The sequence below is a fragment of the Streptomyces sp. NPDC096105 genome (assembly GCF_044763335.1).
Taxonomy (GTDB): domain Bacteria; phylum Actinomycetota; class Actinomycetes; order Streptomycetales; family Streptomycetaceae; genus Streptomyces.
Map to the genome: position 1 here is coordinate 63,316 of NZ_JBIWGC010000007.1, position 15,458 is coordinate 78,773.

At 76.8% G+C, this 15,458-nt stretch carries 15 protein-coding genes and 1 pseudogene; 5 read left to right on the plus strand and 11 right to left on the minus strand.

Features of this window, described 5'->3' with window-relative positions; all coding sequences use genetic code 11:
- Positions 1-92: 92 nt before the first annotated feature.
- Genes ACIQ8B_RS13910 through ACIQ8B_RS13940 form a run of 7 tightly spaced genes read right to left on the minus strand, consistent with a single transcriptional unit; the run spans position 93 to position 6,407 of the window.
- Positions 93-989: a glycosyltransferase family 2 protein gene (locus tag ACIQ8B_RS13910; protein WP_403546828.1), complete on the minus strand. Its 897-nt coding sequence runs from the start codon at positions 987-989 to the stop codon at positions 93-95.
- Positions 986-1,861 carry a glycosyltransferase family 2 protein gene (locus ACIQ8B_RS13915; protein ID WP_403546829.1) on the minus strand — a complete coding sequence of 292 codons (876 nt, stop codon included), beginning with the start codon at positions 1,859-1,861 and terminating at the stop codon, positions 986-988. The genes ACIQ8B_RS13910 and ACIQ8B_RS13915 overlap by 4 nt, the downstream gene beginning before the upstream one ends.
- Entirely contained in the window at positions 1,858-2,817 is a 960-nt protein-coding gene (locus tag ACIQ8B_RS13920) for a glycosyltransferase family 9 protein (protein WP_403546830.1), read from the minus strand. The genes ACIQ8B_RS13915 and ACIQ8B_RS13920 overlap by 4 nt, the downstream gene beginning before the upstream one ends.
- Positions 2,814-3,764 (minus strand): glycosyltransferase, encoded by a 951-nt coding sequence (locus ACIQ8B_RS13925; protein WP_290009001.1) that lies wholly within the window; start codon positions 3,762-3,764, stop codon positions 2,814-2,816. The genes ACIQ8B_RS13920 and ACIQ8B_RS13925 overlap by 4 nt, the downstream gene beginning before the upstream one ends.
- Positions 3,761-4,750 carry a glycosyltransferase family 9 protein gene (locus ACIQ8B_RS13930; RefSeq protein ID WP_290009000.1) on the minus strand — a complete coding sequence of 330 codons (990 nt, stop codon included), beginning with the start codon at positions 4,748-4,750 and terminating at the stop codon, positions 3,761-3,763. Before ACIQ8B_RS13930 ends, ACIQ8B_RS13925 begins: the two co-directional genes overlap by 4 nt.
- Positions 4,747-5,403 (minus strand): D-glycero-alpha-D-manno-heptose-1,7-bisphosphate 7-phosphatase, encoded by a 657-nt coding sequence (locus ACIQ8B_RS13935; protein WP_403547103.1) that lies wholly within the window; start codon positions 5,401-5,403, stop codon positions 4,747-4,749. Before ACIQ8B_RS13935 ends, ACIQ8B_RS13930 begins: the two co-directional genes overlap by 4 nt.
- Positions 5,400-6,407 carry a glycosyltransferase gene (locus tag ACIQ8B_RS13940; RefSeq protein WP_403546831.1) on the minus strand — a complete coding sequence of 336 codons (1,008 nt, stop codon included), beginning with the start codon at positions 6,405-6,407 and terminating at the stop codon, positions 5,400-5,402. The genes ACIQ8B_RS13935 and ACIQ8B_RS13940 overlap by 4 nt, the downstream gene beginning before the upstream one ends.
- A gap of 466 nt (positions 6,408-6,873) precedes the next feature.
- On the opposite strand from ACIQ8B_RS13940, the gene ACIQ8B_RS13945 reads away from it, so the two are divergent.
- Positions 6,874-7,314, plus strand: coding sequence for an SRPBCC family protein (locus tag ACIQ8B_RS13945; protein WP_290008996.1), 441 nt, complete (start codon positions 6,874-6,876; stop codon positions 7,312-7,314).
- Between the two features lie 21 nt (positions 7,315-7,335).
- Here the strand turns inward: ACIQ8B_RS13945 and ACIQ8B_RS13950 are convergent.
- Positions 7,336-7,521 (minus strand): annotated as a pseudogene (locus ACIQ8B_RS13950) (hypothetical protein); the annotation flags it as partial.
- A 354-nt stretch (positions 7,522-7,875) separates the two neighbouring features.
- Here ACIQ8B_RS13950 and ACIQ8B_RS13955 point away from each other — a divergent pair.
- Complete coding sequence (locus tag ACIQ8B_RS13955; RefSeq protein ID WP_403546832.1) at positions 7,876-9,567, plus strand: PucR family transcriptional regulator; 1,692 nt, start codon at positions 7,876-7,878, stop codon at positions 9,565-9,567.
- 157 nt (positions 9,568-9,724) lie between these two features.
- Positions 9,725-10,492 carry a hypothetical protein gene (locus tag ACIQ8B_RS13960; RefSeq protein WP_198602701.1) on the plus strand — a complete coding sequence of 256 codons (768 nt, stop codon included), beginning with the start codon at positions 9,725-9,727 and terminating at the stop codon, positions 10,490-10,492.
- Between the two features lie 129 nt (positions 10,493-10,621).
- On the opposite strand, the gene ACIQ8B_RS13965 is transcribed toward ACIQ8B_RS13960, so the two are convergent.
- A complete protein-coding gene (locus ACIQ8B_RS13965) occupies positions 10,622-11,476 on the minus strand; it encodes a GntR family transcriptional regulator (RefSeq protein WP_290008993.1) in 855 nt (284 codons plus the stop codon).
- Between the two features lie 167 nt (positions 11,477-11,643).
- On the opposite strand from ACIQ8B_RS13965, the gene ACIQ8B_RS13970 reads away from it, so the two are divergent.
- Together ACIQ8B_RS13970 and ACIQ8B_RS13975 are read left to right on the plus strand one after the other, a co-directional pair.
- Positions 11,644-12,516, plus strand: coding sequence for a (2Fe-2S)-binding protein (locus ACIQ8B_RS13970; RefSeq protein WP_403546833.1), 873 nt, complete (start codon positions 11,644-11,646; stop codon positions 12,514-12,516).
- A gap of 337 nt (positions 12,517-12,853) precedes the next feature.
- Positions 12,854-13,900 (plus strand): DUF2637 domain-containing protein, encoded by a 1,047-nt coding sequence (locus ACIQ8B_RS13975; RefSeq protein ID WP_403546834.1) that lies wholly within the window; start codon positions 12,854-12,856, stop codon positions 13,898-13,900.
- A 53-nt stretch (positions 13,901-13,953) separates the two neighbouring features.
- On the opposite strand, the gene ACIQ8B_RS13980 is transcribed toward ACIQ8B_RS13975, so the two are convergent.
- Positions 13,954-14,367 (minus strand): ATP-binding protein, encoded by a 414-nt coding sequence (locus ACIQ8B_RS13980; RefSeq protein WP_403546835.1) that lies wholly within the window; start codon positions 14,365-14,367, stop codon positions 13,954-13,956.
- Positions 14,368-14,583: 216 nt separating this feature from the next.
- Complete coding sequence (locus ACIQ8B_RS13985) at positions 14,584-15,234, minus strand: hypothetical protein (RefSeq protein WP_403546836.1); 651 nt, start codon at positions 15,232-15,234, stop codon at positions 14,584-14,586.
- Positions 15,235-15,458 lie beyond the last annotated feature (224 nt).

Here is a 15,458-nt window from a genome sequence, read left to right on the forward strand (position 1 = left end):
CGACACCCCCGGCCGAGGGACGGGACCGGGCCGTCCGCCGGGTGGCGGGGCAGCGGGCGCGGGCCGGGCCCGGTGGCCGGGCGCCGGGTGGGTCAGCCGGTGTAGCGGCGGGCCTTCGAGGCGCGTTGGGCCGGTTCCAGGAGGCGGAGGCGGGACTCGACCTCCCGGGGGAGGACGCGGCGTTCGCGCAGGACCCACGGGAGGGCGGCCGCCGCCTCCGTGAAGGCGAGGAGCGACGTCGTGTCGCGCGGCACCGTGCGGGCCAGGTCCAGGGTGCGGCGCAGGGCGGGGCCGACCGGGCGGCGGAGCCAGGTGAACCACAGGGTGTTGCGGATGCCGTGCCGGCGGCGCAGGGTCGCGTCGCGTGCCTCCGACGCCTGGTGGTGGATGGTGAGGTGGTCGGCGTAGACGAGCCACCAGCCGGCGGCGGCGAGGTCGGCGGCGAGCAGTTCCTCCTCCCCGCCGAGCCACAGCTTGGGGTGGAAGCCGCCCGCCTCCCGGAAGGCGTCCGTGCGCAGCACGGTCGCGGCGGCGAGGAAGGAGCCGAGCGCCGGACCCGGCAGCCACGGCGGCCCCGGCACGGGGGACTCCCGCAGTTCGCGGACGATCGGGTCCTCGGTGCCGTGCGGCTCGACGACGATCCGCGCGGTGACGGAGACGACGGCGGGGTGACGGTCGAGCAGGTCGGCGGCGCCGGTCAGGGAGCCGGGCGCCCACCAGGAGTCGTCGTCGCAGAAGGCGACGTAGGGCGTGGTGACGTCGCGGACCGCCAGGTTGCGGCCGACCGCGCCGAGGTTGCGGCCGGGGCGCAGCAGCCGGACCTCCGGATGGTGGCGGGCGACGGCGTCGGCGGTGCCGTCGGTGGAGCCGTTGTCGGTGACGATCACCCCGGGCCGTTCGGGGAGTTCGGCGAGCCGGCCGAGGGTGCGCAGCAGCTCCCGGCGGCGGTTGTGGGTGATGACGACGACCGTCGTGCGGGAGTCGGTCATGCGGTCGCCCCTTCCCGTTCCAGCAGGCGGGCGGCGCGTTCCACGTGCGGGGGCAGCGGGCGGCGGGCGCGCAGGGCGGCGGGCAGCCGGGTGAGCGTCTCGCGCAGGGCGCGCCGGGCCGTCGTGTCGGCGCGGGCCTCGGCGGCGAGGGCGCCGGTGCGGGCGAGGGCGTGGCGGACGGGGCGGCGCAGCCAGGCGGTGAGCACTTCGTTGCGGCGCTGCTGCGCGGGCCGGCCGGGCCGGCCCGAGGTGGCCGGGTGGTGGTGGGCGACGACGTCGGGGCAGTGGGTGACGCCCCAGCCGCGGGCGGCGAGGTCGTAGGCGAGGCAGGTCTCCTCGCCGCCGAAGAACAGCACCCGGTGGAAGCCGCCCGCGTCGAGGTAGGCGGTCCGGCGGACGACGGAGGCGCAGGCGAGGAAGCCGAGCACCTGGACGCCGGGGAGGTCGGTGGCGGGGCCGAGCGGGGAGGTGGCGAGGAGGTCGTTGAGCGGGTCGGGGGCGTTCTCGGGGCCGACGAGGGCGCGGGCGGCGATCAGCCCGAGCCGGGGGTGGGCGTCGAACAGGTCCGCGGCGCGGGCGAGCGCGCCGGGCGCCCACCAGGAGTCGTCGTCGCTGAAGGCGACGTACGGGGTGTCCAGGGCGCGGGCGCCGTGGTTGCGGGCGAGGGCGCCGTGGTTGACGGGGAGGGCGAGGACCCGTACGTGCGGGAAGGCGCGGGCGACCATGGCGCGGGTGCCGTCGGCGGAGGCGTTGTCGGCGACGAGGATCTCCGGCCGTTCGGGCAGGCCGGTCAGGCGCCGCAGGGTGACCGCGAGCCGTTCGCGGCGGTCGCGGGTGGCGATGACGACGCCGACGCGGCTGCGGCCGGTCATGACGCGGAATCCCCGGGGGCGGGCAGGCGGCACAGGGCGTCCAGCACCTCGTCGGGAGTGACGCGCAGCAGCGCCGGGTCGGGGCGCACGGCGTGCGGGTCGCCCTCGGGGCCGTGCCACAGGGCGATGTGACGGGGGTGCGCGGGCGGGCCCCAGCGGCTCGGCGGGACCGGGCCGAACAGGGTGACGGTGGGCGTGGCGTGGGCGACCGCGAGGTGGGCGATGCCGGTGTCGCCGCTGACGACCGCGCGGGCGCCGGCGACGAGGGCGGACAGCCGGGTGAAGGGCAGGCCGCCGGAGAACACGTCGGTGTCGGGCAGCCGGGCCTCCTTGGCGAGCCGGGCGACGAGGTCGTGCTCCCCCGCGCCCCCGGTGACCACGACCCGCAGTCCGCGCTCGCGCAGTGCGGAGGCGACGGCGGCGTACCGCTCGACGGGCCAGCAGCGGGCGGGCGCGCCCGCGCCGGGGTGCAGGAGGACCGCGCCGGGGGCGGGCGAGGGGGTGTGCGGGCGGGGCAGCAGCAGGTCGGCGGGGTCGGCGTCGACGCCGTACGCGCTCAGCAGCCGGCACCAGCGGTCCCGTTCGTGCTCGTCCCGGTGCCAGGGCGGGCCGTCGATCTCGGGGGTCTCCGGGTGCGCGAAGGCGAACAGCCGCAGGGGACGCAGGGCTTGCAGCAGGCGGTGGCTGGGCGGGCCGTTGCCGTGCAGGTCGACGGCGACGTCCGGGGGCGGCCCGGTCCAGTCGAGCGCGCGGGGGACCGCCCGTCCGGGCGCGGAGGCGGGCAGCAGCCGGTCGACGGCCCCGGTCGCCTCGGCGACGGGGGCGAGTCCGGCGGGGGCGGCCAGCACCGTCTCGTGGTCCGGGAACCCCCGCCGCAGCGCCCTCAGCGCGGGCACCCCGGCCAGCAGGTCCCCGAGCCCGAGCGCCCGCAGCACGAGCACACGGCGAGCCCTCATCGGGCGACCTCTTTGAGGAGGCGTTCCCAGTCGTCGAGGAAGCGGGGCAGGCCGTAGCGGGCGAGGGCGGCGGCGCGGGCGGCCTCGCCGGCGCGGCGGGCGCTCAGCGGGTCGGCGACGAAGTCCCGTACGGCGTCGGTGAGGACGTCGATCCGGTTGGAGACAACGCCGGCGCCGGGCGGCACCGCCTCGGTGACCTCGGTGGTGGCGAGGGCGACGACGGGCATGGCGAGGTGCATCGCCTCCAGCAGGGACAGGCCGAGGGAGGTCCAGCGCACCGGGTGGACGTAGACGCGGCGGCGGGCCATCTCGGCGTGCAGGCGGGCCTGGGTCAGTTCGTGGGACCGGCACCGTTCGGCGGGGAGGCCGAGGTGGCCGGCCAGTCCCCCGGTGCCCATGCCGAACACGTCCAGGGGCGCGGCGGCGGCGAACACCGGCAGCAGGTCGGTGCCGGTCGTACGGCCGCGCCGGACCGGTTCGTTGACGACGACGGCGGCGTGCGGCAGCTCCCCCGTCCACAGCGGGCCGGGGTCGACGATGCCGTGCTCGATGACGGCCGTGGGGGTCGGGCCGGCGTCCCACATCAGACGGTTGAAGTGGGTGACGTGCACGAGGGTCGTGCCGGGGATGTCCGCCGCGGGGTGCCGGGTGTCGGGGACGTCGCCGTGCGGGGCGTTGTGCTCCAGGTAGACCAGCGGCGGGCGGCGCCGCAGCCACCGGTCCACCAGGCCGATCTCGTGCGGGCGCTGCAGGACGACGACGTCGATGTCCTGCTCGGCCAGGCGTTCCGGCGGCACCTCGACGACCGTGTCGGGCCAGTCGAAGGTGCGGGCGCGGCCGAGTCCGTCGGGTCCGCGGTCCGGGGTGACGGGGACGACGTAGGTGTGCGGTCCCCGCACGAAGGCCGTGGTCCACGACCCGTGCACGTGCCACAGCAGGATCCTCATGCCACCTCCACGAGCTTGTCGACCGCGGCGACGACGTCGAGCGCGGTCACGGTGTCCAGGCAGGGATGGCCCGGTACGGGGCAGCGCCGGGCGCGGCTTCCGGCGCACGGGGCGTCCTGGTCGCCGAGCAGCAGGTAGGGCACGCCGTAGGGCCGCCACCGCTCGGCCGGGACGACCGGGGCGAACAGCGACACCACCGGGGTGCCGACGGCGGCGGCGAGATGGGCGGGGCCGGTGTTGCCCGCGACGACGCAGTCGGCCCCGGCGAGCACCCCGGCGAGCTGCGCGGCGTCGGTGCGGCCGCCCAGGTCGACGGCCCGGCCGCCGGCGACGTACGCGGTGAGGTCGCGCTCGCCCGCGCCGCCCGTGACGACGACGCGCCGTCCGGCGGCGGCCAGTTCCCGCACCGCCTGGGCGCACCGTCCGGGGCTCCAGGCGCGGGCGGGCACGCTGGCGCCGGGGTGGACGACGACGTACGGGCCGTCGCCGGTCAGCGCGCCGGCGGCGGGCGGCGGGAGGACCCGGAGGCGGCCGTCGTCGACGCGGGGGAAGCCGGCCGCCTCGGCGAGGTCGAGGGCGGCCTCGGCCTCGTGGGCGTGCGGGGCGCGGTGGTGGCGCACGTCGAGGAGGCTGCCGGGGTAGTCCTCGCTGTCGGCGGCGATGAAGGGGACGCCGGCCAGCCGCAGCAGCAGCGCGGTGGGCAGCGGCGACTGGTGGTACGAGGTGAGGACGAGCGCGGCGTCGGCGGTGACGGACGCGACGAGCCGGCCGATGTCGTCGCGGTCCACGGGCGGCGGCTGGAACCCGGTCCACGGCGCGTCCCAGACGAGCACCTCGTCCACGCCGGGCAGCAGCCGCGCCGCGGGCACCCCGTGCGGTCCGCACAGGAGGGTGACGTGGTCGGCGCGGGCGGCGACGGCCCGCACGGCGGGTCCGGCGAGCAGGACGTCGCCGAAGCTGTCGAGCCGGGTGACGAGGGCTTTCACAGGTACCTCCCGGTCCGGGGCGGCTCCGCTTCCGGGCCGGTCCGTACGCGTCCGGCGTGCCCGGCCGTCACCCGTTCGTGTGCGGCCCCGGCGTCCGGGCCGGGCGCGGGGGCGCCGCCGGGGGCCTCCCACGGCGGGCCGTCGAGGATCAGCCGTACGGCGGCGGGCAGGCTCCGCGCCACGTGCGGGGCGGCGGCGGTCTCCTCGGGGCGGGTCACGGGCGTGGGGACGAGGACGGCGTGCGCGCCGGCCCGGCGGGCGGCCTCGACGTCGGAGCCGATGTCGCCGACGACGACGCAGTGGGCCGGGTCGGCGCCGAGGCGGGCGGCGGCGTCCAGGACCATGCCGGGGCGGGGCTTGCGGCAGGGGCAGCCGTCGTCGGGGCCGTGCGGGCAGACGGCCCAGACGTCGAAGGGGCCGAGGAGTTCCTCGACGCGCGCGTTGACGCGGCGGACGTCGGTCTCGGTGAGCAGGCGGCGGGCGATGCCGGACTGGTTGGTGACGATCCCGGTGCGGATGCCGCGGGCGCGCAGCGCGTCGAGCGCCTCGCGCGCCCCCGCGACGGGGCGCACGCGGTCGGGGTCCGCGTTGTAGGGGACGTCGTGGACCAGGGTGCCGTCGCGGTCGAACAGCACCGCCCGCACGGGGCTCACCGGGTCGCCTCCCGCCAGGCGGGGGCGCGCCGGTGGCGCCAGGCGCCGGCCAGCCGGTGCCAGGTGGCGGCGGGCGGGATGACCACGCTGGTGGCGAGCACGGTCGCCACCTCGTCGGGGGTGCGCGGTCCGGGCACGATGCGGGCGCGGGCGAACTCGGCGGTGCCGGCCGCCCAGCCGGCCGCGCAGGCCGCGGCGGCCCTGCGGTGCCCGGTGACGGCGAGCGCGCAGGCGGCGGCGCCGGCGGCGGTGATCGCGGCGTGCCGGCGGATCCGGCCGCGCGGCGCGACCGCCTTGTCCCACCAGTCGGGGCCGTGCAGCCGCCGCATCAGGGCGTCGTCGGCGTTGCCGCGCTGCCGGCGGACCGACTCCCAGCGGGAGGCGGCGCGCACGGGGTGCAGGGTGGTGCGGTGGCCCCGGCGGATGCGCCAGCCGGCGTCGAGGAGCCGCAGCGCGAGGTCGGCGTCCTCGCGGTGGGCGCGGGGGAAGCGTTCGTCGAAGCCGCCGGCCCGGCGCAGGGCGTCGGTGCGGTAGGCCATGTCGGCGGTGATCCAGCGGGCGCGGGCCAGTCCCGCGGTGCCGCGTTCCCCGTCGGTGGGGCGGCGTCCGCCGGGCAGCGGCACGGTGATGACGCCCGGCACGCCCGCGGTGTCGGGCGTCGCCTCGTCGAGGTCCCGCTGGAGCTGGGCGCACCAGTGCGGCCCCACCTGGACGTCGTCGTCGACGAAGACCACCCAGGGCTCGGTGACGGCGCGCAGTCCGGTGTTGCGGGCGGCGGCGGGGCCGCGGACCTCCCCGGGCAGCACGGTGGTGCGGGCGCGCAGGTCGCCGAGGACGGTCAGCGCGTGCTCCAGGGGCGCCGGGTCGGAGACGGACGTCGGGGGGCGGTCGCCGACCAGGACGACGCGCTCCGGGCGCGGGCCGTGCGCGGCGGCCAGCGCGGCGAGGCAGTCGGCGAGGGTGTCCCGCACCAGGGTGGGGATCACGACGGCGTACGGCGTCATCGCGGCGCCCTCCGTCCGCGCCCGGCGCCCGGCCCGGTCGTGCGGCGCGGGCCGGAGGGGGTGGGGCGGCGCCCGGGGAACGGGGCGTGGTCACCGGGGTCGTGCATGGGGAGTGGGCTCCGTCCCTGTGTCGGGCTGGCACTGCGGGGAGCGGGTGCCGCACCCGTACCGGTTCCAAACCATGGGCCACGTCCTGTCCCGCTCTGCGTGTATATGCGGTGTTCTGCACCAGCGTGCACCGAGGCGGGGAAGCGCGCAGGTCGGAGAGGGAGGGCGCCGGGCGGGCGGCGGGAGGACGCGGGACGGGCGGCGGGAGGACGCGGGACGGGCGGCGGGAGGACGCGGGACGGGCGGCGGGAGGACGCGGGACGGGCGGCGGGAGGGTGCGGGGAGCGGTCGCGGAGCGCGGTTCAGCCGTTCGGACCAGCGGACGGCGGGACGCGGCGGGGTTCCCTAGGATCGGCCCGTGGCCACCTTCCAGCTCGAGCGCTCGGCGTCCCTGCCCTCCGACGAGGCGTGGCGCCGGCTCACCACGTGGTCCCGGCACGGCGAGGTGGTCCCGCTGACCCGGGTCACCGTCACCACTCCCCCGCCCACCGGCGAGGGCACCGTCTTCGTCGCCCGCACGGGCGTGGGCCCGCTGGCCTTCGACGACCCGATGGAGGTCACGGCGTGGCGGCCCCCGGCAGGCGGCTCCCCCGGGTTCTGCCGGCTGGAGAAGCGCGGCCGGGTCGTCCTGGGCTGGGCGGAGATCGAGGTCCGTCCGGGCCCCGGCGGCCGCAGCGGGGTGGTGTGGCGGGAGGACATCCGCGTGCGCTTCCTCCCGCCCGCGTGCGACGCGCTGCTGGCGCGGGCGGGCCGTGCGGTGTTCGGGCGGGCGGTCGGCCGGCTGCTGCGGCGGGACTGAACCGCGCGGAGGTCGGTCCCGGGCCGTGCCCGTGAGGTGCTCCGGGCGTACCGGGGTCCTGTTCAGCTCCAGGCCCGTCGCCGCGCGGATCGCTGCCAGGACGGCCGGGGCGGAGGACAGGGTGGGCGCCTCACCGACGCCTCGGAGGCCGTACGGGGCGTGGTCGTCGGCGAGTTCGAGGACGTCGGCCGACGTGGCCGGGGTGTCGGGGACGCCACGACCGGCTCTCTTCTCCGTCTCGTGGAGGCGTGCGGATCGAGCCGATCCGTGTGCGGCGGGCCGGGCTCGTTCATGTGCTCTTCTCGCGCGCTGCGTCCAGTACACCGCCGCGTACTCCGCCCGGGTCAGCCACGGAAACCATGAAGGAGTTGGCTGGCCAACGCAGGCATCTTGTAGATTCGTATGAACGAAGAGCTCCGGCAGTCTTCCGGTCTTCCTCCGGTGAGCCGGGGAGCCGACCGGGAGCCGGTGGACCGCGCCGGCCGGCCGGTCCCACGGGCCTCCTTCGACCATCCCCTCACCCGCCCACGGGTACCGAGACAAGGAACGGCGGCGACGAGAATGCGGCTGCGCGCACTGCTGGACACCGACGCGCTGGGCCTGAGGCTGCTCGGCGGGGAGGACGAGCTGAACCGCAGTGTGCGCGGGGTGATGACCACCGACCTGCGCGACCCCAGCCGCTACCTGTCGGGCGGCGAGCTGGTGCTGACCGGTCTGGCCTGGCGCCGCGACGCCGCCGACTCCGAACGGTTCGTACGGATCCTGGTGCAGGCCGGGGTGGCGGCGCTGGCCGCGGGCGAGGCGGAGCTGGGGGACGTCCCGGACGACCTGGTCGTGGCGTGCGCGCGGCACCGGCTGCCGCTGTTCGCCGTGCACGAGTCGGTGGCGTTCGCGACCGTCACCGAGCACGTCGTGCGGCAGGTGTCCGGCGAGCGGGCCGGGGACCTGGCGGCCGTGGTGGACCGGCACCGGCGGATGATGACCTCCGGCCCGGCGGGCGGCGGCCCCGACGTCGTGCTCGACCTGCTCGGCTCCGACCTGGACCTGCGGGCCTGGGTGCTCTCCCCCACCGGCCGGCTGATCGCGGCGCCCAAGGGGACCGCGGGGGCGCGCGGCGCCGCGCCCGCGCTGGACGCCGAGGCGTGCGCGCGGCTCGCGGCGGAGCACCTGGCGGCCGTGCGCACCGGACGGCACGGCCCGCACCGGGTGGTGCTGGACCGGACGACGTACAGCCTGTTCCCGGTGCGGGGCAGCGGGCACGGCACGGCGGAGCCGGGGGACCCGCGCGAGACGATGCTGACGGACTGGCTGCTGGCGGTCGAGGCGGACGCCGGGGACTGGGCCGAGGAGCGGCTGGACCTGCTCCAGGGCGTCACCCAGCTGATCGCCGTCGAGCGGGACCGGCGGGACGCGGCACGCACGGTGCGCCGGCGGCTCGCGCAGGAGGTGCTGGAGCTGGCGCAGACGGGCGCCGCGCCCGCGGAGATCGCCGCGCGTCTGCGGGTGGCCGCGCCGGTGCTGGTGCCCGGTCTCGGCACCGCGCCGCACTGGCAGGTCGTGGTCGCCCGGATCGAGTGGGAGGACGGGCGCCGCGACGGCGGCCCGGTCACCCAGGCGCTGCTCGAGGAGATCCTGGTCGACCCGGCGGCGACCGGACCCGAGCCGTCCGACCGGATCGCGGTGGCGCACACCGGGGACGAGGCGGTCGCCCTCCTCCCGCTGCCCTCGGTGACCGACGAGCACGACGAGGCCGGGCCCGGCGTGCCGGCCGACGCGCTGCTGGAGGCCGTGCGCGGACCGCTGACGGCGGGCCTCGACGGCGACGGGCGGCTCACCGTCGGCGTGTCCGCCGCGGTGCACTCGGCCGAGGGGCTGCGCGGCGCGCTGGAGGAGGCACGGCACGCGCGGCGGGTGGCCGCGGCGCGCCCCGGCCGGGTCTGCGCGGCCGGGCACCAGGAGCTGGCCTCGCACGTGCTGCTGCTGCCGTTCGTCCCCGACGACGTGCGGCGCGCGTTCACCGCCCGGCTGCTGGACCCGCTGCGCGCGTACGACCGCCGGCACCGCGCCGAGCTGATCCCCACCCTGGAGGCGTTCCTCGACTGCGACGGTTCCTGGACCCGCTGCGCCACCCGCCTCCACCTGCACGTCAACACGCTGCGCTACCGCGTCGGCCGCATCGAGCAGCTGACGGGCCGTGACCTGTCGCGCCTGGAGGACAAGCTGGACTTCTTCCTGGCCCTGCGGATGAGCTGACCCACGACCCGGACTCCCCGGTTCCGTCCCACGCCCCACGACTTTGTGAAATCCTTCACCCGCCCTCTTGGCCGGGCCCGGTGGTTCGTGCTGAGATGCGGCCACCACTCAACAGCTCGATGGCGTGCTCGGGGAGGGCAACGTGGCGCACACCGCCATGTCCGGTGACGGAACGACCGCCGAAGACGATCCCCTCCAGACAGCGGTGTGGCGGTTGCGCTCCCGCGCCTGCTGGGCGGACGCGGCCGCGCTGCTCGCCCCCGCCACCCCCCGGGCCGCCCTGCAACGGGCATCGCTGCTGGTGGAGCGGTGCCTGTACACCGAGACGGGGTGGGAGGACGCGGAGGACGCGCTGCGCACCGCCGAGGCACTGGCGCACACCGACGACGAGCGCGGCGCCGCCGCTTGTGAACGCGGGTACTTGGCCTACGCCGCCACGCTGTTCCAGGTCCGGGACCGGGCCGACGAGGCGCGTGCCGCGCTGGGCCGGGCCGCGGCGCTGATCGCGCCGGGGGCGCCGGGGCGGCCGCTGCTGGACTTCCGGCGGGGGCTCATCGCGGAGAACCTCACCCGCTCCCCGCAGGCGGCCCGCGCCGCCTACCGGCGCGCCCACGCAGGCGCCACCGCCCACGCCGACCCGCTGCTGCTCTCCGCCACCTGGCGGCATCTCGCCGGACTGGCTCTGCGCGAGGGCGAGTTGACGGAGGCCCGGCACGGGTTCGCGGAGTCGCTGCGGATCCGGGAGGAGCTGGGCTACCTGGTCGGCACGGCGCCCGCGCTGGTCTCGCTCGCGGACACGGAGACCGAGCCGGAGGCCTCGCGGCTGCGTGAGGAGGCCCGCCGCCTGTTCCGCCTGCTGGGCGGCGTCCCCACCTGGCTCGCCCACCGCCTGGCCCCGCCGCAGACGGACGCGGCCACGGCGTGAGGGCACGCCACGGGTGCCGCTTTCGGGTGAACCTGGGGCTCAGGGGGCGTGCGAGGGCGTGCGGGGGTGTCCGGAGGCACGGCCGGGGAGCGCCCCGAGGCATGACCGGGGGCGCTCAGAGCGCTCCCCTCACTTCGCGCCGTTGAAGTGCTCTCCCACCAGCGCGCGCACCACGTCCAGATCGCCCGCGATCAGCGCGTCGAGCAGCGCGGTGTGTTCATGCGCGTCCGCGACCAGCTCGGCGCGGCTGCCGCCGCCGGGGGCGCCGCCCACCAGCGGCCACTGCGCGCGGCGGTGCAACTCCTCGGCCACCCGGACCAGTTGGTCGTTCCCGGCCAGGGCCAGCACCGCACCGTGGAAGGCGCGGTCGGCGTCGGCGTACGTGGCGCGGCAGCCGTCGGACGCGGCGCGGACGGTGGCCTCGGCGAGCGGGCGCAGTCCGGCCCACCGCTCGGGCGGCACCGTACGGGCCAGCCGGAGCATCACCGGCACCTCGATCAGGGCGCGCACCTCGGCCAGCTCGGCCAGCTCCCGCGCGCTGCGCTCGACGACCCGGAAGCCCCGGTTCGGGACGACCTCGACGGCGCCCTCCTGGGCGAGCTGCTGCATGGCTTCGCGGACGGGCGTCGCGGAGACGCCGAAGCGCTCGGCCAGCACGGGCGCCGAGTGCACCTCGCCGGGCCGCAGGTCGCCGGAGACGAGCGCGGTGCGCAGGGCGGCGAGGACCTGGCCGCGTACGGACGACCGCTGGACGGCGGGCCGGGGACGGGGCGGGGCGGGCTCGCCGTGCGTGTGCTCACCGCGCGCGGAGCCCCGGCCGGCCCCGTCCGCGTCGTCGCGGAAGCGGTCGCGCCCGGTGTCGCGGCGCCGGTCCGCCTCCGCGGCGGCCGGCTGGGCGGGCACCCGGCAGCGGTTCCCCGCCGGCCGGGCGGCCTCGGCCGCCTCGCCCGTCGTCCCGGCGAAGCCCTGCGTGCCCTGCTTCACAAGGTCCTCCTGCGGACGTGTCGGTACTTGGGGTATTACGACGGGCCGGCGCCTGCGCGTCAAGAACCCTAAGCGCATCGGACGCCAGTTCACATCTCCGCGATGTTGGGTAAGGTGAGGCTTACCTTTTTATTGCCCGACTCCACGAGACGTGAAGGGGTGGTCCCATGGCCGTGCCCGGTTCGGCCGTCGCGGACGCGTACGCCCGCCTGGCGGAGGTCTTCCCCGCCTTCGCCGTCACCGAACTCGGCGCCGGAGAGGCGGTCCCCCGGGGCGGCGGCTGGGTCGCCGCCGCCGACCTCGCCGCAGGCGGGGACGCCCTCGAGGCCTTCCTCGCCCGGGACGACACCCAGGTGCGGCGGGACTACGGCATGCGGGCCCGCCCGGACGTCGTCGCCAGCTTCGGCCTGCACCGCTACGCCTGGCCGGCCTGCCTGCTGATCACCGTGCCGTGGTTCCTGCACCGCCGGGTCCCGCGCTACCCCGTGACGCACGTCTCGTTCGACCGCGGCGCGGCCGGGCTCGCCGTCGGCCGCATGGCCGTGCGCCCCGCCGGCTTCGCCTGCCTGCCGGACGACCCCGCCGCCGCCCTTCCCGGCGCGCGGGTCGTGCCCGACGAGGAGGCGCTGCGGGCGGAGGTGCGCGCGGCGGTCGCCGAGCACCTGGAGCCCGTGCTGGCCGGCTTCGGCCCCCGGATGCGCCGGCGCGGCCGGGCGCTGTGGGGCATGGCGACCGACGAGATCGTCGAGAGCCTCTGGTACGTCGCCCAGCTGCTCGGCGAGGAGGAGCGGGCCGTGCGCGAGCTGGAGCTGCTGCTGCCGGGCGCGACCAAGCCGTACGTCGGCGCGGCGGCGTTCCGCAGGCCGTCCGGCCCCGGCGGGGAGCCGGCCGCCGCCACCCGGGACCGGGTGAGCTGCTGCATGTTCTACACCCTGCGCCCGGCGGACATCTGTGCCACCTGCCCGCGCACCTGCGCCAAGGAACAGGCTCCGGCGCGGACCCGCGACCGGGAGAAGGAACTGGTCGCACAGGCCGGTTGACACGACGTCGAGAAGGGCGGGGCGGCCGGTGGCGTAAGATCGTCCGGACGCCCCGCCGTCCCGCCTGGCGTGAGGGGCGGCGATGCGGTGCCGCGGAGGTCACGAGCACTTCACAATGTCCTCACCGCTCGCGGCGGTTCCCCGCGGAACCATCCGTACGGGTAGTCTTATTCGAACTCAACTCCCGCTCCTCATGCGGCAGTTCGAGCATTGAGCCGCCCAGGGCACCCCCCTCGCACTTCATTGGCGGCCTCTTGCCCCGAAACCCCCTGAGGACCGCCGGGATTGGGCCACTATGGCGGGCGTTACGCCCTATCCCAATGCAAGGGACCCCTAGATGAGACTGACCGACATATCGCTGAACTGGTTGCTTCCGGGCGCCGTACTGCTCCTGGGCATGCTGGCGGCGGTGGCGGTGCTGGCGCGCGGCAAGCGCTCCTCGGTCAAGGACACGAGCGCCGACGACTCGTGGGAGCGCAGCGAGGAGCGCCGCAGGCGCAAGGAGGCCGTCTACGGCACCGTCTCCTACGTGCTGCTGTTCTGCTGTGCGGCGGTGGCCGCCGCCCTGTCCTTCCACGGCCTGGTCGGCTTCGGTGAGCAGAACCTCGGCCTGTCCGGCGGCTGGCAGTACCTCGTCCCCTTCGGCCTGGACGGCGCGGCGATGTTCTGCTCGGTGCTCGCCGTGCGCGAGGCCAGCCACGGGGACGCGGCCCTCGGCTCGCGCATACTCGTGTGGACGTTCGCCTTCGCCGCGGCCTGGTTCAACTGGGTCCACGCGCCGCGCGGCGCCGGCCACGCGGGCGCCCCGCACTTCTTCGCGGGCATGTCCCTGTCCGCCGCGGTGCTCTTCGACCGGGCGCTGAAGCAGACCCGCCGCGCGGCACTGCGCGAACAGGGCCTGGTGCCGCGGCCGTTGCCGCAGATCCGCATCGTCCGCTGGCTGCGCGCGCCCCGGGAGACCTACCGTGCCTGGTCGCTGATGCTGCTGGAGGGCGTGCGCAGCCTCGAGGAGGCGGTCGAGGAGGTCCGCGAGGACAAGGCGCGCAAGGACCAGGAGAAGCGGCGCCGGCGGGAGCAGGAGCGCATGGAGCGGGCCCGGCTCAAGGCGATCAGCCGCGGCCACCGGGGGTTCGGCGGCGGCCGGGGCGGGCGCGAACTGGAGACCACGGTGGAGCGGGACTCCGACGTGGTCGCCGCGGAGCCTGCCATAGCGGCGCCGGAGGCCCTGCCCGCACAGGCCCCGCGTCCCTCCCTGCAGCCGGTCCGCCGTTCCGGCGGTGAGGCGGTGACCGTCGATCTCACGGCCGAGGACGACACCCAGGCGCTGCCGCGTCTGGACAGCCTCGAGCGCAAGCTCAAGGATCTGGAGCAGCAGTTCGGCTGACGTCCGTACGACGACGCGACGCGGCGTGAGGGACGCGGTGGGAACCGCGTCCCTCACGCCGCGTCGGCGTCCGCCTCCGGTCCGAGCGCGAACCAGACGGACTTGCCCACCCCGTGCCTGCGGACGCCCCAGGCGTCGGCCAGGGACTCGACCAGGACCAGGCCCCGTCCGTTGGTGCCGTCGTTGCCGTCCCGCGGGCGCGGTCTGGGCTCGCGGGCGGTGAAGTCCCGTACCTCCACGCGGAGTCCCCAGGGGCCGACGTCCGCGGTGAGGACCGCCTCGCGGTCGGTGTGGACGAGGGCGTTCGTCACGAGTTCGCTGGTGAGCAGTTCCGCGACCGCGGACCGCTCCGGATCGCACCGGTGACGTAACAGCTCGCGCAGGGCGCGGCGGGACTCGGCCACCGCCCGCAGATCCGCACGCCCCAGTGTGCGCCTCAGCCGATCCGCCGAAGCCTGACTTCTCATGACCCCCGCCCGCGTGCCGATGCCGTTTCCCCCACCTGCTCGAACGCCTACACGGGAATGCTTGCCCGGTCGTTCACGCGGCAGTCATGCGGAGCGGCCGCGAGCCGTTGTTGGCCGAAGTGCAACGGCCACGCAACCGCGCGGGGCCGTCCTCCCGACCCCCGTGGCGAGAGGACGGCCCCGGCTTTCCCGCAGTGGTCGCGGAGCTCGGAAACCTCAGTGGAGCTTGGTGACCGCCTTCTTCGCGGTCTTCCCGAACGCCGCCAGGGGGGCGTCGTCGAAGTCGCCCGTCTGCCCCCAGCCGACGACGGTCACGGTGCGGCCGTCACGCCCCACGGACAGCAGGTGGACGTCCGTGGCCCCGTACGACGTCTCGGTGTGCAGGCCGTGCACCGTCGCCCCCTCCTCGACGGGCAGCGTGCCGAAGAACCGGCCCTCGGCCTCGATCTCCGGGTACGTCCGCTCCAGCCGGTCCGCGCAGGTGCGGATCTCCCGGTTCAGCCGGGCGGCCAGCGCCTCGCCCTTCGCGGCGGACCCGGTCACCACGGTGACCTGCGCGGCGCTGGTGTCCAGCTCCGTGTGGAACAGGCGGTGCCGGTGGTCGTGGGCGGGGACGCCCTCGCCCAGGCAGTACGCGAGCTGCTCCGGGAAGCCGTCGGTGACCGGCCCCGCGGTCCAGCCGGTCGGGTGCGGGGGCAGTTCGGACGCCGCCAGGAACCTGGGGGCGTCCGCCTTCCTCTGCGCGGACGCCTGCTTCTGCGCGGCCTCGCCCGGGGCGGCGCCGGCCGGTGCGGTGGCGGCCGCGCCCACGGCGAGGGCGGTGACGGTGAGCGCGGCGAGCGCCGCGGCACGGGTGCGGATGGGCATGGGTGTCCCCCGTGGGGTGTGCGTGGTGGAATGGCGAGGCGTGCACCGCGACGGCCGGGACGGCCCGTCCGGGCCATCGGGGCGGTTCGCCGTGGTCAGAGCATCCGCCGTCACGGACGACCGGCGCAAGCGCCACCGCCCGGTCCCCCGGCATGGAACCATCCCATCCCGTCCGACGTGCAGTGATACAGGGTGCCTGGGATGCCCGTCCCAGGCGCCCGGCC